The organism is Oceanicaulis sp. (assembly GCA_040112665.1).
Lineage (GTDB): Bacteria > Pseudomonadota > Alphaproteobacteria > Caulobacterales > Maricaulaceae > Oceanicaulis.
In genome coordinates, this window is the sequence record CP157796.1 from 914570 (window position 1) to 938498 (window position 23929).

At 71.3% G+C, this 23929-nt stretch carries 10 protein-coding genes; 7 read left to right on the top strand and 3 right to left on the bottom strand.

What is annotated here, in order from left to right; all coding sequences use genetic code 11:
- Positions 1–70 precede the first annotated feature (70 nt).
- The 7 genes from ABL308_04390 to ABL308_04420 all read left to right on the top strand — a co-directional run bounded on the left by ABL308_04390 (position 71) and on the right by ABL308_04420 (position 4911).
- Positions 71–1246 carry an ATP-binding protein gene (locus tag ABL308_04390; GenBank protein ID XBQ17119.1) on the top strand — a complete coding sequence of 392 codons (1176 nt, stop codon included), beginning with the start codon at positions 71–73 and terminating at the stop codon, positions 1244–1246.
- 63 nt (positions 1247–1309) lie between these two features.
- Positions 1310–1615 carry a YggT family protein gene (locus ABL308_04395; protein XBQ17120.1) on the top strand — a complete coding sequence of 102 codons (306 nt, stop codon included), beginning with the start codon at positions 1310–1312 and terminating at the stop codon, positions 1613–1615.
- A 55-nt stretch (positions 1616–1670) separates the two neighbouring features.
- Positions 1671–2603: a bifunctional methylenetetrahydrofolate dehydrogenase/methenyltetrahydrofolate cyclohydrolase FolD gene (folD, locus tag ABL308_04400; protein XBQ17121.1), complete on the top strand. Its 933-nt coding sequence runs from the start codon at positions 1671–1673 to the stop codon at positions 2601–2603.
- Positions 2604–2658: 55 nt separating this feature from the next.
- Positions 2659–3087 (top strand): response regulator, encoded by a 429-nt coding sequence (locus ABL308_04405; protein XBQ17122.1) that lies wholly within the window; start codon positions 2659–2661, stop codon positions 3085–3087.
- Positions 3088–3127: 40 nt separating this feature from the next.
- Positions 3128–3880 (top strand): SDR family NAD(P)-dependent oxidoreductase, encoded by a 753-nt coding sequence (locus tag ABL308_04410; GenBank protein XBQ17123.1) that lies wholly within the window; start codon positions 3128–3130, stop codon positions 3878–3880.
- Entirely contained in the window at positions 3877–4428 is a 552-nt protein-coding gene (locus ABL308_04415; protein XBQ17124.1) for a pyridoxamine 5'-phosphate oxidase family protein, read from the top strand. The genes ABL308_04410 and ABL308_04415 overlap by 4 nt, the downstream gene beginning before the upstream one ends.
- Before the next feature lie 63 nt (positions 4429–4491).
- On the top strand, positions 4492–4911 hold the full coding sequence (locus ABL308_04420) for a DUF1330 domain-containing protein (protein ID XBQ17125.1): 420 nt from the start codon (positions 4492–4494) through the stop codon (positions 4909–4911).
- 4 nt (positions 4912–4915) lie between these two features.
- Here ABL308_04420 and ABL308_04425 read toward each other — a convergent pair whose 3' ends face one another.
- From ABL308_04425 to ABL308_04435, 3 genes are all read right to left on the bottom strand, one after another.
- Entirely contained in the window at positions 4916–6973 is a 2058-nt protein-coding gene (locus ABL308_04425; protein XBQ17126.1) for an ATP-binding protein, read from the bottom strand.
- A gap of 93 nt (positions 6974–7066) precedes the next feature.
- Positions 7067–8827: an alpha/beta hydrolase gene (locus ABL308_04430; protein XBQ17127.1), complete on the bottom strand. Its 1761-nt coding sequence runs from the start codon at positions 8825–8827 to the stop codon at positions 7067–7069.
- Between the two features lie 110 nt (positions 8828–8937).
- Positions 8938–23664: a hypothetical protein gene (locus ABL308_04435; protein ID XBQ17128.1), complete on the bottom strand. Its 14727-nt coding sequence runs from the start codon at positions 23662–23664 to the stop codon at positions 8938–8940.
- Positions 23665–23929 lie beyond the last annotated feature (265 nt).

Consider the following 23929-nt stretch of genomic DNA (forward strand, 5'->3'; position numbering starts at 1 on the left):
CAAGCGCGCCTTCAGCGCCCGGCGCGCCGTCCCGCTTGCGGCCCGGAGCGGCGCACAGCAAGGTCGTGTCATGACCAGCGGGACCTTCACAATGCACGGCTTCATGCCTCACGGCATGTGCTATCTCTGGCGACCGGACATCCTCGCTCTGCACGTGGGATCCGACGCGATCATCGCGCTGAGCTATTTCTCCATTCCCGTCGCCCTGCTGATCTTCGCCAAGCGCCGGCCCGATCTAAGCTACCGGCCTGTGGTGCTGCTGTTCACCGCCTTCATCCTGCTGTGCGGGCTTAGCCACGCCTTCTCGATCTGGACGGTGTGGACGCCCGATTACGTGCTCGAGGGGTTCGTGAAGGCGGCGACCGCGATCGCCTCGCTCGCGACCGCCGCGGTGCTCTGGCCGATGCTGCCGCGCGCGCTGGCCCTGCCCTCGACCGAGAGCCTGAAATCCGCCAACGCCGCCCTCCTCGAAGAAATCGGCCGCCGGGCGGACGCCGAACAGGCGCTGCAGAGCCTGGCGCGCAATCTCGAACGCCGGGTGGAGAAGCGGACCGCGGAGCTCGAACGCGCCAACGCCGCCTTGCGCCAGTTCGCCACCACGGCCAGCCACGATCTGCAGGCGCCGCTGCGCCATATCGGCCTGTTCGCCGAGCTGACCCGGCGCGAGGCGGCCGATCTCGGCCCCGCCGCCGCCCATCTCGACCGGATCGAAAGCTCGGCCGCGCGGCTGCAGACGCTCGTCGGCGTGCTTCTGGAATACGCCCGGCTGGTGAACACGCCGTCCAGCGTCGAACCGATCGATCCGGCCGCCTGCGCCCGCGCTGCGGCCGCCAGCCATGAGCCGGAGATCAGGGCGGCGGGCGCGAGCCTCGCGATTGGCGACATCCCCGCAGCCGAAGGCGATCCGGTGTTGATCGAGCGGGTGTTCGACAATCTCGTCTCCAACGCCCTGCGCTATGGCGGCGACGCGGCGACGATCGCAATCAAGGGCGAACGCCGCGGCGACATGGTCGCGATCACGGTCACCGACGACGGGCCGGGCGTGCCTGCGGGCAAGGCCGAGGCGATCTTCGAAATGCTGCGCCGGTTCGCCGCGCCCAGGCCGGGCGAGGATCAGGACGACGGCGCCGGGGTGGGGCTGGCCTTTTGCCGCACCATCATCGAAAGCCATGGCGGGACGATCGAACTCGACACGGCCTATACCGGCGGCGCGCGCTTCGTCTTCACCCTGCCGGCGGCGAACTAGCGCTTCGCCTTGCGGCGCGCGGCGGCGCCGGATATGTCGGGAGCGACAAGCAAGGGAGCGCCCATGTCCTTCGGTCAGGCGATCATCGTCTATTTCATCGTTCCGATCTTGAACCTGCTCATGATCGTGATCTTCGTGAACGTGATCCTGAGCTGGCTGGTCGCGTTCAACGTCGTCAATCCGCGCAACCAGTTCGTCGCGATGATCTGGCGGTTCTCGAACGCGCTGACCGAGCCCTTCCTGGGCCCGATCCGGCGGGTGCTGCCCAATCTGGGCGGCATCGATCTGAGCCCGGTCATCCTGCTGCTGCTGATCTTCTTCGTGCGCGACTGGCTGCTGCTGCAGACGATTTACCCCATCCTGGGCTGAGGCCCGCCCTTCCGGCGCGCCGCACGCGCCCGTCCGCCGCAATCGAGGTCTGTTCATGACCGGCGTCATCAAACCCCGCGACGGCCTCGCCGCGATCATCGACGGCAAGGCCGCTGCCGACACTGTCGACGCGGCCGCGAAGGCGGCGGCCGCCGACCTCGCCCCGGCGCTAGGGCGCGCGCCCTGTCTTGCGGTGGTGCTGGTCGGCGAGGATCCGGCGAGCCAGGTCTATGTGAAGAACAAGGTGCGGCGCACCGAAGCGGCCGGCATGCGCTCGGTCGAGCATCGTCTGGACGCCGATACCGGCGAGGACGAGCTGGTCGCGCTGGTCGAGCGGCTGAACGCCGACGCTGCAGTGGACGGGATCCTCGTCCAGCTGCCTTTGCCCAGCCACATCGATCCGCGCCGCGTGGTCGAGAGCATCGATCCGGCCAAGGACGTGGACGGTCTGACCGCGCGCAGCGCAGGCGCGCTGATCCAGGGCGCGCCGGGGCTCAGACCCTGCACCCCGTCGGGCTGCGTCTGGCTGGCGCGGCAGGCGCTGGGCGATCTCACCGGCAAAACCGTGGTGGTGATCGGCCGGTCCATCCTCGTCGGCAAACCCGCCGCGCTCCTGTTCCTAGAACAGAACTGCACGGTCACGCTCGCCCACTCACGCACGCAGGACCTCGCGTCGGTGTGCGCGGGCGCGGACATTTTGGTGCCCGCCGTGGGCCGGCCGGAAATGGTCAAGGGCGACTGGATCAAGCCCGGCGCGGCGGTGATCGATGTCGGCATCAACCGGGTCGAGGGCCCGGACGGCAAGGCCCGGCTGGTCGGCGACGTGGATTTCGCCGCGGCGTCGGAGCGCGCAGGCTTCATCACCCCGGTGCCCGGCGGGGTCGGTCCGATGACGATCGCCATGCTGCTGGCCAACACCGTCGCGGCCGCCGCAGCCCGCGCGAACGCAAAGCTGCCCGACGGTTTGCGGCAAATCCTGCCCGCTTAACCGTTCCGTAAGCCTGTCCGGGCGATCACTTGTGAAAGCCTGAAGCGGCGCGCTCATGTCCCAGCCCCTCACCGTCCTGCACGTCGAAGACGATTTCGCCGATGCGATCCTGCTGCAGCACGCCCTGTGCGACGGCGGGGCGTTCGACATCGATCTCGAAGTGGTGCGCACCCTGCGCGAGGCGCGGCGCAAGCTGACCAAGCGGTCCTACGACCTGATCATCGCCGATCTGCGCCTGCCCGATTCCACCAATCCCAACGAGACGGTCTCCCTGCTGCGCAAGGACGCCACGGAAACCCAGATCCTGGTGCTCACCGGCTCGGCCGGGGTGGACGCGGAGAAGGTCGGCGCCGGCGTCACGGTGCTCGACAAGAACGCCTTCTTCCACAATCGCGACGACCGCAAGAGCCGGGCGCTGGTCCGCCGCGTGCTCGAAGCCTGCGAGCCGGATGCGGACGAGGACGACGACGCGCTGATGCTCTAGCGCCCTTGGCCGCGCGCGCGCCCCGCCTAGTTCCCCGGCCATGGCTCTGACCTCTCTTCCAGACGGCTATCGCGCGCTGGTCTTCGGCGCCACGGGCGGGATCGGCCGCGCCTTGTGCGCCGCGATCGCAGCCGATCCGCGCCTGGGATCGCTTCACGCCGCCTCGCGCTCGGGCGAGGCGGTCGCCGGCGCGGCCGCGCTGAGCTTCGATCTCGACCGGCCCGAAACGATCGAACAGGCGGTGAAGGCCGCGTCAGGCGAGACCGGCCTGCATCTCGTCATCTGCGCGACCGGCGCGCTTCACGGCGAGGACGGGCTGGAACCCGAGAAGAGCTGGCGGCAACTGGACGCCGAGCGCCTGCTCGCCGCCTTCCGGGTCAACACGGTCCTGCCGGCTCTGGTGGCGAAAGCCGCCCTGCCGCGGCTCGCCACCGGCGACAAGACACATCCGGAGAAGGCCGTGTTCGCGGCGCTCTCGGCGCGCGTGGGGTCGATCTCGGACAATCGTCTGGGCGGCTGGCACGGCTATCGCGCGTCCAAGGCGGCGCTCAACCAGATCCTCCGCACCCTGTCGATCGAGCTTGCGCGCAAGGCGCCGCACGCGGTCTGTCTGGGGCTGCATCCCGGCACGGTCGATACGCGCCTGTCGGAGCCCTTCCAGCGCGGCGTGCCCGAAGGCAAGCTCTTCACCCCCCATTTCGCCGCCGAGCGGCTGCTGTCGGTGATCGACAGCTGCGGGCCGGACGTCAGCGGCCGCGTCTTCGACTGGGCGGGAAAGGAGATCGCGCCGTGAACCCTGATTTCGGCGATCCCGCCAAAACCGTGCTCGATCTTCTGACCCGGGCCGCGAACGACAGGCGCTCGCCACTGCGCTGGCCGGTGCTGGCCACGCGCGGCGACGACGACGGCTGGCCCGGCGCGCGCATGCTGGTGGTGCGCGCCTTCGACCGGACGACGCTGCAGATCGAGCTTCACACCGACCGCCGCTCGGCCAAGTGCGCCGCGCTTCAGACCGATCCGGCCTGCGCGCTTTTGTTTTTCGACAAGGGCGCGATGGTTCAGCTCAGGGTGGACGGCCGGGCGCGTGTGCACGCCGGCGGCGATCCGGCGGCGGACGCCGCGTTCGCCCGCGCGCCCGAAGGCTCGCTCGACGATTATCGCGGCCCGCCGCCGGGCGCCGCACCCGATGCGCCGGGGTCTGACGATGCGCGCGCGAACTTCGCCGCGATCCGGATCAGCCTTGAGCGCGCCGATCTTCTGAAGATCAGCCGGGACGGGCATCAGCGCGCCTTCATCGATTTCCGGTCCGAGCCGCCGACGGTGCGCGGCGCGGCGCCCTGAGGCTTGAACCGGCCGGGCGGACGCGGTTTGTCTTGAGGCCACAGCGAACGCCAGGGAGACACAATGGCCGGTTTCATCGACCCCACCCGCGAATCCTTCGACGCCTTCAAGGCGCTGCCGCGCGACGAGCCGGTGGAGATGCTTAACCTCATCAAGCTGCGCGACCGGGCGGCCTATCCGGACGGGCGCGAGGCCAGCGGGTTCGAGGCCTACAAGACGTATGGACAGACCTCCGGGCCGATCTTCAGCCGCGTCGGCGGCAGGATCGTCTGGCGGGGCAAGCCGCGCGCCGTGGTCATCGGCCCGCAGGCCGAGCTCTGGGATCTCGCCTTCATCGCGGCCTATCCCAGCGCAGCGGCGTTCCTCGAGATGATCGCGGACGAAACCTACCAGAAAGACGCCGTGCCCCATCGCCAGGCGGCGGTGGAAGACAGCCGGCTCATCCGCTGCCTGCCCGACGAGCGCGGCGGCGGGTTCGCCTGACCGCTCAGGCTGCGCCGGAGACCGGCCTGGCGATCCGGTCTTCCCGGCCGAGCACGCGCGCGCACTCGGTCAGGAGCTGGGTCTTGTCGACCGGTTTGGGGACATAGCCGTCCATGCCGGCGGCGAGATAGCGGGTGCGGTCGCCGGCCATCGCATCAGCGGTGATCGCGATGACGGGGACGTCGGCGGCCGGGCCCGAGCGCATGCGCTCGCGCGCCTCCAGCCCGCTCATGCCGGGCATGTGCGCGTCCATGAGCACCAGATCGACCGGCTCGGCTTTAACCGCTTCAAGCGCCGCAGCGCCGCTCTCCGCCTCGCCGACCCGGGCGCCGGCCGCTTCAAGAAAGCAGCGCGCGATCACCCGGTTCACCTCGTTGTCGTCGACCACCAGCACGCGCGCGCCGCTCAGAAGATCGGCCATGCAGGGCGCGCTCTCCGGCGCGGCCGCCGCGCCTTCGACATGGCCGGCCATCAGGCTCAGCGTGAAGCACGAGCCTTCACCTGGCGTGGAGGCGACGGTGACATCCCCCCCCATGGCGCGGGCCAGCTCGCGCGCGATGACCAGGCCCAGCCCCGCGCCGCCATGCTTGCGGGCGAGCGACTGGTCGGCCTGGCTGAAGCGTTCGAAAAGCCGGGCGATCTCGGCCTCGGTGAGGCCGCATCCGGTGTCGGTCACCTCGATCGTGAGCCGCCAAGAGTCCGCGCCGTCGGGGCAGGCGGAAGCCTGAACGCGCACCTCGCCAGCGTCGGTGAACTTCACCGCGTTCGCGACGAGGTTGGACAGGCACTGGCGCAGGCGCACCGCGTCGATCGAAAGCCGCGCCGGCAGCGCTTCGGCGTCGCAGCTGAACCTGACGCCCTTCTTCTGAGCCGCCGGCGCGAACAGGGCGCAGGCCGCCCGGATCGTCTCGCCGGGATCGACCGGCTCGGGCGCGATCTCCAGCGCGCCGGCCTCGATCCGGGACAGGTCCAGAATGTCGTTCAGCACGCCGAGGAGGAGGACACCGGAATCCTCGATCACCGCGAGCTTCTTCGCCTGCGGGGCGGGAAGGCCCTCTTCAGCCAGCGCGCGCGCCATGCCCAGAACGCCGTTCAGGGGCGTGCGCAATTCATGGCTCATGTTTGCGAGGAAGGCGGACTTGGCCTCGCTGGCCGCTTCGGCGGCGGTGAGTGCGGTCTTCAGTTCGCCCGCCAGCGTCTCCGCGCTGTCGGCGAGATAGGCGACGGCCACGTACTGAGCGACCGCCGTGGCGAGCGCGACCTCCTCGGGGGTCCAGCGCCGCGGCCCGCCGACATTTTCGCAGCACACCACGCCGCGCACGCCGCGCCCGGTCAGGATCGGCGCGTCCAGCATCGCGCCCACATTGAGCGGCTTGAGATAATCGCGGCCGAACGCGCGGGTCACCGGATCGGTCAGAGCGTCCTCGACGCAGACGGTGTAACCCGCCTCGACCGCCTCGAAATAGGCGGGGTTGGTCTCCCGCCCGATGCGCAGCCCGGCCTCATGCCGGCCCGAGGCCGCGTCAAAAAGGGTCAGGCAGGTCAGCCCCGAGCCGTCTTCTTCGAGCCGCCAGACGCTCGCCCGCTCGACCCCGAGCAGGGCGCACAGGCGGCGCGCGGCCTCTTCCATCAGGGTGATGCGGTCCCAGCCTTCGCGCAGATGCGCGCGCGCCAGGCTCTCCACGCCCGCATTGAAGCTGCGGGAGCGTTCGAGCGCGGCCTGAAGCTCGGCCTCGGCGCGGGCGCGCGCGGCGACTTCGGTGTCGAGCCGGCTCAGCAAAGGCGCCCAGCGCAGGAAGCCCCAGCCGATCATCACGAAGGACAGCGTGTAGAGCACATAGGCCCCGCCGTCGGCGACCGGTTTGGGCAGGGCGATGAGGTCCGGAACGACGGGGAAATGCTCGATCGAATCCGCGAGCGCTGCGAGAAACAGCACGCCGAGCCCGAGATTGACCAGAAGCGCCCGCTCGCTCGCCCGGCCCATGCGCCGGGTGATGAGCTGAAACAGCACCGCCATCGCCGCCGAGATGACGAGTAGAGTGAGATCGCCGACCGCGTTCATCGCGCCGCCCCCGTCCTGCTTGCAGCGGGCAGTATCGCGCGCCCAGGTAAAGGATCGGTTCGCAGCGGTTGCGAATAAGCCGATGACGCCCGGTCAGGGGAAGCGCCAGAAGCGCTGATCCTCGATCTCCACCTTACGCAGGGTCGGATTTCTGTCCTCCGGCGGGCGGGCTCCGGTGCGGATCAGCACGCCGATATCCTGAATGAGATTGCGGTCGCCGTTGAAATAGCCGTGGCCGAAATCGTCGAAGATCCCGTAGCTGAAGAAATCACCGTCCAGGGCGCTGACGTCGATCGTATCCAGCCCTGGCAGGGTCACCGGACGTCCGCGCTCGTCCACGTCGCCGGCCCGCCTGCCGCAGGCGGCGTCGTCATTGTTCATCCGGCACATCTGGATCGAGGCGCGCATGGCGAGATCGTTCGCCGACGCATAGAGCGTGAGCCCGCGGCCCAGCCCTTCGATGTCTGCGGCATACCGGGCGAAGGCCTGCGCCTCAACGTCCGGCGCGGCGAAGATGAGCTCGCCCAGAAGCGGGGTCTCGCCGTCATGTTCGGCCGCCATGTCCGAGAGCACCGGCATGATCACGTAATTGCCCATGGAGTGGGCGATCACATGGACTTCCGCCGCGTCGGTCGAGGCCAGCACGAAGTCGATATACTCGCGGAAATACGCCCGCGCGGTCTCCGCCGCGCGGCGCGAGGGCAGATAGTTCGGCGCGTGCCGGGTCGGCCAGGAGAAGATGAAGGCCTCGCCGTCGAACTGGCTGTCGACCTTCAGCTGGGCCGCCGTCATCGCCGCGTCCTTGAAGCTCACATCGAAGCCGTGAACGAAAACGAAGGCCTTGCGCACGTCCGACACCGCTTCGGCGAACCCCTCCCGGCTCAGCGTCTCGGCGCGGTAGAAGACGAAATGGCGGTAAGGGTCGAGATCCTCACGCCAGCTCGCGCCGAACAGGCCGATCTCGGCCGGGCGCGGAATCTCGGCAAAGCCGCGGCGGCATTCACGATCGGACTGCGTGTAGTCGCCCTCGAGGCAGGGCACGGTGAGCGTCACCGACCCCAGCGTCAGCCCGGTCTCGCTCTCCACCGCGGCGAACGGGGTGACGTTCGCCGTGCCCACCATGTTCATCCGCTCGATCGGGGTTTCCACGTCCACCGCCCGGTTGGTGCCGTAGAACACCCGCACCGGCGTGCATGAGCCCAGCGCGATGCATTCGTCGATATCGGCCTGCAGATCCGCGTCCGCGCCGGGCAGCGCGGCGGGCGCGACCTCTTCGGCCGGCGGCGGCGGAGGAGGGGGCGGAGGGGGTGGCGGAGGCGGAGGGGGTGGCGGAGGCGGAGGAGGCGGCGGCGGCGGGGGCGCAGGGGCTGACGGAGCCGACCCGTAGACGGGCTGCGGCGCGAATGCGGCGTCGTCCTCCGGCATGAATTCGGAAAAGAGCAGTCGCGCCTCGATCGGCTCGGGATCGTAGGTTCCGGCGTAGATCGAGTAGGCCCCGGCCTCGGCCTCGATCTCCAGAAGCGCATCAGTCGACGGTCCGCCGTCGTCGTCGCACCAGACCTGCCCGTCCGGGCCCTCGATCCTGAGCGTCGTGTCCGCGCCGCTGTCGAGATAGACGACGATCCAGCCGCCTACCGCCCAGTCGAGCCGCGCCGTCGGCTCGGCGGGAAAGAACCCCACGCAGTCGCTGTCCGGCCAGGCGGCGTCCGCCTCGACCGGCCCGCCCGCGACGACCTCGACGCTCTCCGGATCGGGCGTGAAGCCCGGTGCGAGCGCGATCTCGACCGGCTGGGCGAATGCGGGTGCGGACGCGAGCGCGGCGATACAGGCGCAGGTGCGAAGCAGCGATTTCATAAAAACGACCCCGGAGCAAACGGCTCTGGGGTCGAATCTAGCGCAGGCCGAGCCCGCTGGATACCGGCGACCGGGCGGCGGACCGTGACCGGCCCGCCGCCCGTGCTGGCTTAGAACTTCATGCGGAAGTCGAAGCCGGCGCGGTGGTCTTCCACGTACTCGCCGAACTCGCCGGTGTATCCCAGCCGCAGCCCGATCCGGTCCGATCCGATCAGGTGCAGATCAGTGGAGATCCGGTAGGACTCGGAGTCCAGCAGCGTGCCGATCTTCGCCGGGTCCGCATCGGGGTTCGAGCCCAGGAAGCGCATCGGCAGCTCCACACGGCGGTCGGACTGGAAGTCCGCACCCAGCGTCATCGTGAAGGTGGCCGAGCTGGCCGGGCCTTCATAGAGCACCGCGCCGAGGGCGACTTCGGGGCTGATCCGGCCGATCACCTGGGTCTCGCGCAGACCCTCCATGCCCAGCCCTTCGAGCCCGCGCTCTTCGAAGCCGGTATGGTGCAGGGCGGTGGCCGACGCGCTGATTTCCGGCCGGGCGAAGAGGCGGCCCGAGCGGAACACCTGAGCGAGGTGAAGTTCGGTCTGCAGATAGCCCGAGTTCGCCGAAGATTCCCCGATCATCGGACCGAAGATGTTCTGCGAGCGGGTGGACTCCGTCCACTGCCAGCCGGCGGTCACCCCGCCGCCGACGATCACGCCGCCGGGGCTGGTGCGCTCGAAGCCGAGACCGGCGTGCAGGGCCTGGCCCTGGGTCCGCATGCGGTTGGTGTCGATGCGGAAGCCGGACAGCTCGTCATAGCCGATCGCGGCGGCGACCGTCCAAAGATCGTTCGTCACCTGCTCGAAGCCGCCGCGGAAGTGGATCGCATCGGCCTCCACCTCAAAGGTCTCGAACGTGTCCGCCCGGTGCGAGCCCGAGGCTTCCAGACGCGTCCAGACGCACTGGCCGTCCACCCGGCGGACCGGGCTTTCGCACGAGAACAGCTCGCTTCCGAAGGTCTGGGCGTTGTCGAGCTGGGCCTGAAGCGGGGCGATATGGCCGGACGGGTCGAGCTCGGTGAAGATCGCCGAGTAGGTGTCCTCCTGGCCGGCCTGCAGGTTGCCCAGCAGCGCCCCCAGGCGCCCGATCCCGGCCGAGCCGTCGGCCCGGATCGCGCTGTCGAGATGGCGGCCCAGATTGCGGCCGTTCTCGTTCAGGAAGTCCTGACCGAAATCGGTGAAGATCGTGAGCTGGATCCCGATGTCGTTGGCTTCGATGCCGAAGTCGACCGCGATCGTGTCGGCGATCTCCAGCCCGTTGTCCACCGCCGTGCCGGCCGTGGCGAACAGGGTCTGGTTCTCGTCGGTCTCCAGCCAGGTGAGGATCACCTCGCCGGTGCCGTCCACGGTCGTGTCGCCGGTGACGTTGACGATGTCGGACGCATAAGGCCCGAACGCCACGTCGAAGGCCAGATGACCGGTCGCCGTCTGCACGTAGTTGCCGTCGAGCTCCACCGAGTTGATGACCCGGGCGCCGTACAGAAGATTGGTCGCCGGATCGCCCATCCCGTCGAGATTTCCGAACGTGTCGCGGTTCAGAAGATCGATCGGGAAGCGCGGCGCGGCGAGGCCCATCAGGAAATCACCGGCGTTGGTGAAGGTCGCAGGCGCGGCCGGCATGCTGACCGGCGTCGGCGGCAGAGCCTCCGGCGCTGCGGCCGAGCCGAAGCCGCCGGACGCCGCCCCGCCGGCCGGGGCCGATGCGGGCAGGCCTGCGTCTGCAGTCGTCGTCACCGGAACCGGCGCATCCGCCACGCCCGGCGCGATCGCCGCAACAGGCTGGCCCGCCGAGATCGCCGCAGGCTGCGGGGCCGGATCGGCCGCCGGCTGGGACGCCGGGGCTTCGCCGCCGGGCGCAGGAGCGCCGCGCACCGTCGTGCCGACGGGAACAGTGGCCACCAGGCCGGCCGCTACGCCCGGATCGGACGCGTCGCCCGGCGCGGCGCCGGTGTTGCTGATCGCATCGGGCGTCACAGCGTTGCGGCCGCGGCTGCGCAGCCCGTCCTGGGCCGGAGCCTGAGCGGCCACGAGCCCCGAAGCGACGCCGGCCACGGCCAAGTCGCCGACCGAGTCGCCCCTGGCCGCGCCGGCCGGGCCGTTCGCCACAGGCGGCAGATCGTCAGAAGCGATCGCGGCGTCGAGGCCGGACTGCTGCGCGCCGTTCAGGCCGGTATCGCCGCCCTGGCCGGACGTGAAGGCGACCGGGTCGGACGCCGGCGCGGGATCTGCGATGTCGGCGGGCGTGATCGCAGCGATCGCGCCGCCGGCCAGGCCCGCGGTTTCACCGGAGACCGGAGCAGGCTCTGAAGCCGTCGCCGCGGCGGGCTCGACCGCAGCCGGCGCAGCCGAACCGGCCGAGACCGGAACTGCAGCGACGATCGAGGTCGTCAGACCCGGAGCGGGCTGCAGATCGCGGCCGGTGTAACCCGCCGGAACCGGATCGCGCAGATCGATCGTGTCGAACGCGATGAAGGTCGCGCCTTCATTGTTGTTGAAGGCGTTCACGCCCGAGCCGAGATCGAGATTGCCCACGAACAGGCCGTTGTTCTCGATGAAGTCGTCCCCGGTGCTGGCGTCGAGCGCCAGGCCCGAGACCGCGCTGAGCGAGCCGAAGAGCTGGACGTGGTTGGCCGCCCCGCCGTCGAGGATCATGCCTGCGCCGAAGCCCGAGCCGCCGCGCACCATGCCGTCCAGACGGGCGAGGATGTCGCCCGCGCCGTCGGCACCGAGGCTCTGGGCGAAGACCGCATAGGCGTTCTCGGTCGCCGCGAAGATGTCGCCGGCCACCTCGATCTCGATCGCACCGCCGGTGCCCGCGCCGCCGGCCGTGCCGGCGAAGTCGCCGTCCACCCAGCCGCCGCCGCCGCCCAGGCTCTGGGCGATGACGCCGTGTGCGCCTTCACCCAGGGCGATGATGTCGCCGCCATGCACGAAGCTGATCGCGCCGCCGTCGCCGGCCGACAGGCCGTCGAACAGATGAACCGGAGCGTCGAGCGTGCCGGAGACGACCCCGCCCGAACCGCCGATCGACTGCAGCAGCACGGCGTGCGCGCCCGCGCCGTTCGTGGCGATCGAGCCGTCCACGCTTGCGGTGACCGCGCCGGCGTTCCCGCCGACGCTCTGGCCGAACAGGGCGAACGCCTGATCGCCGGCGGTGGAGATGAAGCCGTCCACGTCGAGATCGACCGAGCCGCCGTTCCCGGCGCCGCCGGCAGAACCGGCGAAGAAGCCGAAGGACGCCGCGTCGGGACCGGTCGCCGGCTCGAGGCCGAGCAGGACCAGGCCGCCGCCGCCGGCGCTTTGCGCCGCCACGCCGATCGCCGCATCGCCGAGCGTCTGCGCCGAGCCGCCGACCGACACCGAAGCCGCGCCGCCGTCGCCCGCGCCGCCGCTGCGGGCGGTGACGGTGATCACGTCGGGGCCGAGATCGGTGAGGACGGCGCCGCCGCCCCCGCCCACGCTCTGGACCAGCGTGCCGAACGCGCCCGCGCCTTCGGTGACGATGGAGCCCGCGACGTCGAGCCCGGCCGCGCCGCCGGCGCCCGAAGCGCCGTTCTGCCCGCCGAAGCTCACGTCGAGATCGGCCCCGCCGAGCACGGTGGCGAAGCCGCCGCCCGCGCCGATCGACTGCAGCACCGCGCCGTGCGCGCCGAAGCCCGCCGTCATCACGTCTTCGGAGAACACGCCCGCGACGTCGCCGCCGCCGAGTTCCGATCCGCCGTCCGCGCCGAACGCGACCGAGGAGGCCAGCGTGGCGGTTCCCGCACCGGAGAAGCTTGCGACCGCATAGCCGCCGCCGCCGCCGATGCTCTGCAGCAGCGCGCCCAGACCCGCATCGCCGAGCGTGGCGACCATGCCGTTCTGGGTGCGGGTCAGCGAACCGCCGCGCTCGCGCAGGCCGTTCTCGCCGCCCATCGAGACAGTGTAGGCGTCGAACACGCTCGCCGCCGGCGCATCGACCACGATGGTGGCCGTGCCGCCGCCGCCGCCGATTGTCTGCTCGAGCACGCCGAGCGAGCCCTCGCCGGTCGCCATCACCGCGCCGACATGGGTGGTGTCGATGTCGCCGCCGTCATTGTCGACGCCGCCCGACCCGCCGAGCGTGAGACTGACGCTCATCGCGGTTCCCGGAGGCGGCGCCGCCGCCGGCGCCATGGCCGAGGCGGGCGCAGCGCCGGATCCGGTCGTGCCGGACGGGGTCTCCACGTCGATCCACAGATTGTACGAGCCGCCGCCGCCGCCGACCGCGCTCGAGCCCGCCGCCGCGCCGTAGCGCCCGGTGGATGCGAAGTTCCCGTCGGTGTTGATGGTGACCCGGCCGGCGTTCTGCTCCTGCGCGTTCTGGCCGCCGAGCTGGACGCCGAACTCGCGCTCGGTCGCGCCGCCCGGTCCGGAGACGCTGAGCGGGGTGCCGGTGAGCGAGGCGATGTTGGTGAAGTCGATCGTCAGACCGCCGCCGCCGCCGTTGATGCTCTCGGCCTTGATCGCCATGGAGCCGTCGCCGGAGACCACGATGTCGCCGGACTGGTTGACCACGACGTCGCCGCCGAGCCCGCCGGAGGACTGGTTGAGGCCGCCGACCAGCGCGCTGATCGCCGAGGAGATCGCCAGCGAGATCGGCTCGCCGCTCAGCGCGAGGCCGAGCTGGGAATCCCCGCCGCCGCCGCCGATCGACTGGGCCAGAATGCCGTGGGAACGGTCGCCCGACGTGCGGATCTCGCCGGTGTTGGTCACCGTGACCGCGCCGGCCGCGTTGCCGTCCCCGCCCGAACCGCCGATCGCGAAGACCGGCGCGTCGGCGCGGGCGTTGATCGAAAGCGTTCCGGCCAGGGCGAAGCCGCCCGTACCGCCGCCGCCGCCGATCGATTGGGCCACGATGGCGTGGGAGTTGTCCCCGAAGGTCTGGATCAGCCCGTCGTTTATGACGTCGACCGTGCCGCCCGTGCCGCCCGAACCGCCCGAACCGCCCAGCGAGAAGCTGAGCTGGGCGCCCTTTTCGTCGCCGCTGCCGACGCCCGCGTTCGTGCCGGCGATGGAGATCACCGACGCGCCGTTACCGCCGCCGCCGCCGACAGACTGGGCGAACACGCCATAAGCGTTGTCGCCGCGCGTCTCGATGACGCCGGTGGGCACGCCGAAATCGGGATCGGTGGGATCGGTGCTGGCCTGGTTGGTGACGCGCACCGCGCCGCCCGCACCGCCGGTTCCGCCCGAGCCGCCGATATTGATGGTGACGAAGTTGCGCTCGTTGCCCGTCCCGCCCGCGCGCGAGAAGTCGAGATTGCCGACGATGCCGGCGCTGCCGCCGCCGCCGCCGGTGGAGTGCGCGAGCACGCCGTGGGATTTGTCGGCGAGGGTGACGACCACGCCGCGGTTCTCAACCGTGACGTCGCCGGCGTCGCCGCCGACATCGCCCGACCCGCCGACATTGAGGTCGAAGCTGTTGGACTCCCCGCTCGTGCTCATGCGTCCGGTGAAGGCCATGCCGCCTTCGCCGCCGCCGCCGCCGATCGAACGCGCCGCGATGCCGTGCGCCTCGATGCCGTGGGTCCGAACGAAGCCGCCGTTGAGCACCTCGACATCGCCGCCGAGCGCGCCCTGCCCGCCGTCGCCGCCGAAGTTGAGATTGACGGTGTTGCTGGATTCAGCCGGGGTCAGGATCGAGAAGAACGGGAAGTTCAGCCCCAGCGCGACCGCATAACCGCCCGCGCCGCCGCCGCCGCCGATGGATTCCGCGCGTACGCCGTCGGCGCCCTCGCCCTGGGTCTCCACGAACGCGACCGTGTCGATCAGGATGTCACCGCCGAGCCCGGCGTTGCCGCCGGTGCCGCCGACCGCGATGTTGAACGCACTGGAGGCGTTGATGGTCGGGCGCATGGCCGCGCCCGCCTTGCCGCCGCCGCCGCCCAGCGACTGGGCGTGAATGCCGTGCGCTTCATAGCCTTCGGTGGTGATCAGACCGTCGGCGAACACGTCGACATCGCCGCCGATCCCGCCGTTCGGACCGTCCGCACCGACGGACACGCCGACCGCATGGACTTTTTCGTTGCTGGGATCGCCGGGGTTCTCGGTGCCGCTGAGCACGACCGAGCTGGCCGAGCTGATGCCGCCGCCGCCGCCCACGGCCTGGGCGAAGATCGCGGTGGACCGGTCGCCGGTCGTGCTGATCTGACCGCCCGCGATCGAAGCGTCGCGGCGCGCGTCGCGATCACCGAAGTCCACGGTGACGTCGCCGGAATCCCCGCCGACGCCGCCGGCTCGGCCGACGGTGATCGAAAGCTGGTCGTCCTGGCCGAAGACCACGGCCATCGACATCGCGGTGTTGCCGCCGCCGCCGCCGATGGACTGGGCCAGCAGGCCCTCCGCGTCGTCGCCGTCGGTGGTGATCAGACCCACGTGTGTGACGTCGACGTCCCCGCCCGTGCCGCCCGCCGTCGGCGCGCCGCCGATGGTGAGGTTCAGGGAGGAGGTGTCGGCGGTGTAGCCGGTGCCGATCGCGATGTCGGCGTTGCCGCCGCCGCCGCCGATCGACTGGGCGAACAGGCCCTTGGACGCCTCGCCCGACATGCGGATATCGCCGTAATGATCGACCGTCACCGCGCCGCCGCTGCCCGCGCCGCCGCCGTTGCCGCCGATCAGGATGTTCGCACCCAGCGGCGTGGCGTTGACGTCCTTCTTGCTGCCGACCGCCAGGAAGGTCGCACCGGCGCGGCCGCCGCCGCCGCCGATGGATTCCGCGGCCAGGCCGACCGAGTTGTCGCCGATGACCTGGATGAGGCTGGGCGCCGCCGCGCCGGTCGCGCCGTAGCCGCGCACCACGTCCACCGCGCCGCCGTCGCCCGACGAGCCGCCCGAGCCGCCGACCGAGACCGCCAGCGGGTTGCCCTGCCGGGCCAGAACGCCGCTGAAATTGATTCCGCCGGTGCCGCCGCCGCCGCCGATGGACTGCGCGCGCAGGCCGAAATTGTACCCGGTGAACTCGGTCGCGGTCAGGGTCGGATCGCCGCTGATCGGATCGGTGCCGGGCGCATAGTTGACCACGATCGCGCCGGTGCTGGTGACCGACACGTCGCCCGCGTCAGCCCCGCCCGCGCCGAAGCCGCCGACGCCGACAGAGGCCGCATAGCCTTTCAGCGGATTGCCGCTGGGCGTGTTGCCGCCGCCGATATTGGCGTTGACGCTGACATTGAAGCCGCCGTCGCCGCCGCCGCCGCCGACCGACTGGGCCAGCAGCCCGCCGGCGTTGAAGCCGTCCACAAGGATCTGGCCGTTCTGGGTGACGTCGACATCGCCGGACTCGTTGCCCGCGCCGCCGCCGCCGCCGATTCCGACCGTGATGGAGGATTCGTCCGTGTTCGGATCGCCGGTGATGCCGGCCGCGATGTTGAAGCCGCCCTGGCCGCCGCCGCCGCCGATGGATTGCGCCAGCAGGCCGCGCGCGGAATTGCCCTGCGCGAACAGATCGGCGTCCACGGTCGCGGTGACGTCGTCGGCCACGCCGCCGGCGCTGCCGAAGCCGCCCACGCCGATGGTCGCCGCACCATCCAGCGTGATGTTGCCGGAGATGTTGAAGCCGCCATTGCCGCCGCCGCCGCCGATCGATTGCGCGATCACGGCGGACTTGTCGTCGCCGGCCGCCACGATCGAGACGCGGTCGGTCGCACCGGTGGGCGCGCCGATCGACAGGGTCACGTCGGACGCGTCGCCGCCCGCGCCGCCGAAGCCGCCCACGCCGATGACCAGGCCACGCGAGTTGTTCGACGTTTTGGGCGTGGATGCGGTGATGTTGCCGGCGATGTTGAAGCCGCCGCTGCCGCCGCCGCCGCCGACCGACTGGGCGACGACCCCGTTCGAGCCGTTGCTCAGTACACGGATCCGCTGGTTCCACTCGATGTCGGAGACTTCGACCTCGTCGCTGTTGAGGCCGAGCACGAAGTCGATCGCAGCCGTGATCAGATCGGGCCGGTCCTGTTCGGCGATGTCGAAATCGAAGCGTTCGGCCAGATCGCCGAGCGTCTGGTTTTCAAGGAAGGTCGCCGCATCGACGCCGGTCGCCCCCACATTGCCGGTCAGGTCGAGATTGACCGAGCCGGCCGAGCCGCCCGCGCCGCCGAAGCCGCCGATGCCGATCGCCGCGGTGTGGTTCGAGCTCGATCCCGAGCCGCCCGGCAGCGTGATCCCGATCTGGCCGGTCACGTTGAAGCCGCCCGCGCCGCCGCCGCCGCCGATCGACTGGGCCGTGACGCCGTCAGACTGCGTGCCGCGGGTGAAGGTGTCGCCCACACGGGTCAGGCTGACATCGCCCGCCGTACCGCCGCCGCCGCCGAAACCGCCAAGGCCGAAGGCCAGCGCGGTGGCGTTGCCTTTGCCCAGATTGAGCCCGCCGGAGATGTTGAAGCCGCCGCGGCCGCCCGCGCCGCCCAGGCTCTGGGCCAGCACGCCGTCGGCGTCCGCGCCGGAGGTGTTGTAAAGCCCGGTGACCGTGCCGGTGACGTTTCCGCCGTCGCCGCCGCCGCCGCCGAAGCCGCCGATGCCCACGTTGAGCCCGGCGTTGTTGCCGTCGCGCGCGGTGATCGACAGCCCGCCGGTGACGTTGAACCCGCCCGAACCGCCGCCGCCGCCGACCGACTGCATGGTCAAGCCGTAGGCGTTCTCGCCATAAGTCGTTACGTCGCCGTCGAAGTCGGCGAGCACGGTGGACGCGTCGCCGCCCAGGCCGCCGAAGCCGCCCACGCCCACGCCGACCGTGGCCGAGTTGGAGTTCGCGATCGCGACGCCGCCGGTGACGTTGAACGCCCCGCCGCCGCCGCCGCCGCCCTGGCTTTGCACCAGAGCGCCGTGCGCACGATCGCTCTGGGTCCAGATGTCGCCTTCGAAGTCGACATCGACCGAGCCGCCGTCGCCGCCGGCGCCGCCGGCGCCGCCGACGCCGATTCCGAGCACGCCGGAGCCCAGCCCGCTGGAATTGCCCGAAATGCTGATCCCGGCGGTGACGTTGATCCCGCCATTGCCGCCCGCGCCGCCGAGCGACTGCGCGGTCAGGCCGTAGGAGTTTTCGCCGAACGTGGTGATGTCGGAGACGAAATCGCCGACGACCGCCCCGCCGTCTCCGCCGCCGCCGCCGGCGCCGCCGACGCCGATCAGCAGATTGCCCGACGGGCCCTTGGAGCCGGTGATGCCTGCGGTGACGTTGAAGCCGCCATTGCCGCCGCCGCCGCCGACCGACTGCAGCAGGAACGCGCCCGCGTCCCGGCCCTGGGTCTGGATGTCGCCGGTCACGAAGGCGCTGGCCGAACCGGCCGCGCCGCCGTCGCCCGCGCTGCCGCCGACGCCGATGCCGATGTTGCCCGCTCCGCTCTTGGCGAAGGACATCTGGCCGGTGACGTTGAAGGCGCCGTTGCCGCCGCCGCCGCCCAGGCTCTGCACCACGCCGCCGCGCGCGTCGTTCTGCGTGGTCAGGATCGCAAGCCCGGTGATCGCGTCGCGCTGGTTCATGCGGAAGGTCACGTCGCCGGCGTCGCCGCCGCCGCCGCCGAACCCGCCCAGGCCGAAGCCGATATTGCCGGCCGCGGACTTGGAGATTCCCACCCCGCCGGTGATGTTGAACGCGCCGTTGCCGCCGCTGCCGCCGACCGACTGCGCCGTCACGCCGGCCGATTCCAGCCCGCCGGTCTGGATCGTGCCGTCGAAGTCGACGATCACGTCGCCGGCGTCGCCGCCCTCGCCGCCGAAACCGCCGATGCCGACGCCCAGATTGCCGCCCGCGCCGGAGCCGGCGTTGATCGCCACCCCGCCGGTGATGTTGAACGCGCCCGAGCCGCCGCCGCCGCCCGTGCTCTGGAACAGGGCGCCGTCCGAGCGCGCGCCCACGGTGAGAACGTCGCTGCGCACGTCGGCGGTCACATCGCCCGCGTCGCCGCCGTCGCCGCCGAACCCGCCTATGCCGACGCCGACATTTCCGGTCGCGCCCGAGCCGGTCGTGATGCTCACGCCGGCATTGATGTTGAACCCGCCCGAACCGCCGCCGCCGCCGGAGCTGGTCGCTTCGATGGCGCCGGATTCCGCGCCGCCGGTCTGCACGTCGCCGACCAGGGTGAGGCCGACATCGCCCGCATCGCCGCCGCCGCCGCCGAAGCCGCCCACGCCGACCCCGATGCTGCCGGTCGCGCCGCTGCCGGCGGTGATGTTGACGTCGCCGGTGATGTTGAAGCCGCCATTGCCGCCCGCGCCGCCGAGCGACTGGGCGACCACGCCCTTGGCGCGATCAAGCAGCGTCCTGACAACGGCGAGTTCGGTCGTCGAGCCCCGTGCGGCGTCGATCCCGGCGCCCTTGAGCACGGTCAGATCCACCGCGCCGGCGTCGCCGCCGAGGCCGCCCTTGCCGCCGATGCCGACGCCGATGCTGCCGGTCATGCCCGACCCGGCGGTCACGCCGACGCTGCCGGTGACGTTGAAGCCGCCTGAACCGCCGCCGCCGCCCAGGCTCTGGGCGATCACGCCGTCGCTGCCTTCGCCACGCGTCAGCACCAGGCCTGTGAGCGAGGCGTCGACCGTCCCGCCGTCGCCGCCGTCGCCGCCGGACCCGCCGACGCCGACGCCGATATTGCCGGTCACGCCGCTGCCGGCCGTGACGGCGATTCCGCCGGTGACGTTGAAGCCGCCATTGCCGCCCCCGCCGCCGACGCTCTGGAACACCGCGCCGTCGGAATCGCGGCCGAACGTGTCCACGATGGTGTTGGCGGTCGCGTTGACCGTGCCGGCGCTTCCGCCGCCGCCGCCGGACCCGCCCACGCCGATGCCGATATTGCCGCTGACGCCGCTCGCTGCGGTGACCGCCACACCTGCGGTGATGTTGAAGGCGCCCGAGCCGCCGCCGCCGCCCAGGCTGGAGATCTCGATCCCGCCGGAATTGTCGCCACCAGTCATGACGCCGCCGGTGATGTCGGCGGTGACTGCGCCGCCGGCGCCGCCGGAACCGCCGGCGCCGCCCACGCCGATGCCGAGATTGCCGCTGACGCCGCCGCTATAGGTGACGGCGACGTTGCCGGTCACGTTGAAGCCGCCATTGCCGCCGCCGCCGCCGACAGACTGGGCCACCACGCCGCGCGAGCGCGCGCCGGTAGTCGTGGCCAGCATGCCGTCGAGTTCGTCGAAGCCCTGGTTGGCGAGCAGCGTCACCGCGCCGCCGATCCCGGCCGAACCGCCCGAACCGCCGACGCCGATGCCGATATTGCCCGAGCCGAACGCGCCGACCGCCACGCCGGCGGTCACGTTGAAGCCGCCGTTGCCGCCGCCGCCGCCGACCGACTGAGCCAGGATCGCGTCGCTTTCCGCGCCGAGACCACCGGCGCCGCCGGTCGAAACCGAAATGAATTCACCGGTCTGGTCGCCGTCGAGCGTCAGGGTGACCGTGCCGCCCTGACGGCCTCCCGAACCGCCAGAACCGCCGACGCCGATGCCGATATTGCCCGACGCGCCGGTGGAAGCGGAAATCCCCGCGCTGACGTTGAACGCGCCGTTGCCGCCGCCGCCGCCGATCGACTGGGCGATGACTCCGTCGCTGTTATAACCCGTGGTTGTAATGTCGCCTTGAAGGGTGGCGTTGACGTTCCCGCCCAGGCCGCCGGCGCCGCCCGAACCGCCGACGCCGACATTGATCGCGCCAGACGCCGAAGAGCTCGCCGCGATTCCGGCGCTCACATTGAAGCCGCCATTGCCGCCGCCGCCGCCGACCGACTGCGCGAGGAAGCCGCTCGACGCTTCGCCGGACGTGGTGACGTTGTCGGCCACCGCGTTGACCGAACCGCCGTCGCCGCCGTCGCCGCCCGAACCGCCGACGCCGACGCTGATCCCGCCCGCAGCCGTGCCCGAGGCGCTGATATTGCCCGAGACGTTGAAGCCGCCGTTTCCGCCGCCGCCGCCTGTGGACTGCACGATGACGCCGTTCGAGCGCTCGCCCTGGGTGGAGACGGTCTGCAGCACGCGGCCGATGACGGTCCCGCCGTCGCCGCCATTGCCCGCGCCCCCGCCGACGCCGACAGAGACCGCGCCGCTGGCCACGCCCGAGCCTGCGAGCGAAGCGGTGACGTTGAACCCGCCGTTACCGCCGCCGCCGCCGGTGGACTGGATCAGCGCGCCGATGGAGTCGTCCTGAAGCGTCTGGATCCCGCCGTCGAAAGTCACGTCGACCCGGCCGCCGTCGCCGCCGAGCCCGCCCGCGCCGCCGACGCCCACGCCGACCGAAAGGGCCACGGTGTCGGAGAACGCCAGAGGCGCTGCGACCGAGAAGCCCCCGCCGCCGCCGCCGCCGCCGATCGACTGGGCGAACAGGCCGGTCGCGAACAGGCCGTCAGTGCTGATGAAGCCGCCTGAATCCATGAAGACGGATGTGAGATCACCGCCCGAGGCGACGATGTCGCCGGCCGCGTTCAGAAGCCGGCCGATGCTGTCGCCGCCCTGGCCGCCGGAGCCGCCGATCGCCAGCGAGAACGAGCCGGAGAACCCGACCCCGCCTGACACCGCGACCGAAACCGAACCGCCGCCCGTGCCGCCGCCGCCGCCGACCGACTGAAGCACGACGCCGTCCGCGCCGAAGCCTTCGGTCTGCACGTTGAGGTCGCCGAACATGCGGACCAGGCCGCCGTCGCCGCCATCGCCGGCACGCCCGCCGATCGCGAAGCTGGCCGCGCCGAACGCGCCGACCGAGGCCTGAACGGCCAGGCCGCCATTGCCGCCGCCGCCGCCGACAGATTGCAGATGCACGCCGCGCGACAGGATCCCGCTGGTCGTAATCGCCGGATTCACGAGCGTCGGCGTCCCGCCGACATTCACCGTCCGGTCGCTCATGCGCAGGGTGACGATACCGGAATCCCCGCCGCCGCCGCCGCGCCCGCCCACGGCGAGTCCGGCGAAGGCGCTGCCCGAGACGGCCATGCCGCCGTCGCCACCGCCGCCGCCGACGGACTGGGCGAGAATGCCGTTCGACAGAGCGCCGTCGGTCGTGATGGCGCCGCTGGCGTTCACCGTGACATTGCCGGCCGCGCCGCCGTCGCTCGAATTACCGCCGATCGCGAGCAGGCCCACCGCCGCGTTGGCCGAACCGCCGCCGCCTCCGACAGACTGCGCGAACACGCCGCGGGACATGATGCCGTCGGTGGTGATGTCCGCCGCCGTGTTGACAGTGACCGAGGACGCGCTTCCGCCGCCCCCGCCCCCCGCGCCGAGCGAGACCGCACCGACGGTCGTACCGCCCGCGCCGCCGCCGCCGCCGACCGATTGCGCGAAGACGCCGTGAGAGAAGCCCTGCAGCGTGTTGATCCGGGCGCCGGCCTCGGTCGTCAGCGTCACAGAACCGCCGTTACCACCCGTGCCGCCGTTCGCGCCGAAAGAGCCCAGGCCCGCGCTGGTCGCGCTCGACCCGCCGCCGCCGCCGACCGACTGGGCGAACACGCCGTGCGAGCCGAACCCGTCGGTCTCGATGAAGCCGGTCGAGCGGACGGTGACGTTGACGGTACGCCCGTTCCCGCCGCCCGACCCGTTATCGCCGAACGCCAGCAGGCCGCCGGCGTTGCCGGCCTGGCCGCCCGTGCCGCCGAGACTCTGCGCGAACACGCCGTGCGAGCCGAGACCCTGCGTGCGGACCGTGCCGGCGAAGTCGAGCGTGACGTTTCCGCCGTCGCCGCCGTCCTTTGCGCCGCCGCCGAAGGCGAACAGGTTATAGCTGCTGCCGCCCGCGCCCGCGCCGCCGCCCAGGGACTGGGCGAACGCGCCGACCGAGCCATCGCCGGTGGTGCGAATGTTGGTGGTCGACCCGACCGTGAGCGAAACATTGCCGCCGTCATTGCCCGCGCCGCCGTCGCCGCCGCCGCCGGTGGCCAGGAAGGAGCTGCCGCCCTGACCGCCCACGCCCGAACGGCTTTGCGCCACGACGCCGTGCGCTTCGTTACCGCTGGTGTTGATATTGCCGCCGGTGACGCTGAGCGTGACATTGCCGCCCGCTCCGCCCTTGCCGCCGGACTTGCCGCCGCCGGCGAGGTTGAAGGTCGACCCCCCGCCATTGCCGCCATTGCCGCCCGCGCTGGACCATTCGATGCCGGCCAGACCGTTGGTGACCGTCGTGATCGCGAGGCTCCCCAGCGCATAGGACGGCGTACCCGTCGGATCGATCCCGAACCGGGGCAAGGTCGGCCCCGACCCGCCGTTGCCGCCGCTCGTTGCGGGGATGAACAGCGCCCCGCCGCGCCCGTTCGAGCCGTTGCCGCCCCGCACCGCGACGCGGATGAAGTTGATGTCGAACGCACCCGGCGTCGGCGGAGTGGGGGGCGCGACCTGGCCGGGGGTGGAGTCGATGGGCGTCACCATCGAAACCGACGTCGCATTGCCCACGACCGTGAAGCTGGTGACCGTGCCTGTCGCAGGGCTGACCGCTGCGACTTCGGCCGTGCCCGCGCCGAACGGGTTCGGGATGATCGCGCCGACCGAGATGCCGGTGAAGATGAAATTGCCTTCTTCCGTGATCACGCCGCCCGAAACGACTTCGGCGACGGTCTCGGTACCACCCGAGATCGGGTTCGTGATCGGATCACCGATCGCTTGCGCCTCCGCCTCGGTGGCGGTGGCCACGGTGGCGGCGGTCGCCATGCCGGTGGCGATGGCGGTCCCCAGAGCGAACGAGGCGGCCTGGGAGAGTAGGCGGTCCTTCAGGCGGGGCGCGGCGCGCTCGGGTGCGCGTTCGGAAGCCGTTTCAGGGCGCACACGCTTCTTGTTCGCTCCGCTGGAACGCTTGACGGACTTCGCCATGAGATGTCCCCCCTAGGACTTCGGCCGCGCAGGCACGCTTCCGGCCAGATATGCGAAAGGTTCTCACCGCCGTTTCGCCGGGTCAACGAAAATTAAGGGTATATTAATAAATTTTGTGGCTTGACCGCGCCCAATGCAGATGCGGCGAGGACTGAACAGCCAAGTCCTATCGATACATAGCGGAACGTTGTTTGGTCCGGACGGCGACGCGGGGTTTTCGAGGGGGCGAAGCCTTGCGGGTCGACAGATCCGTGCCGAACAGGGA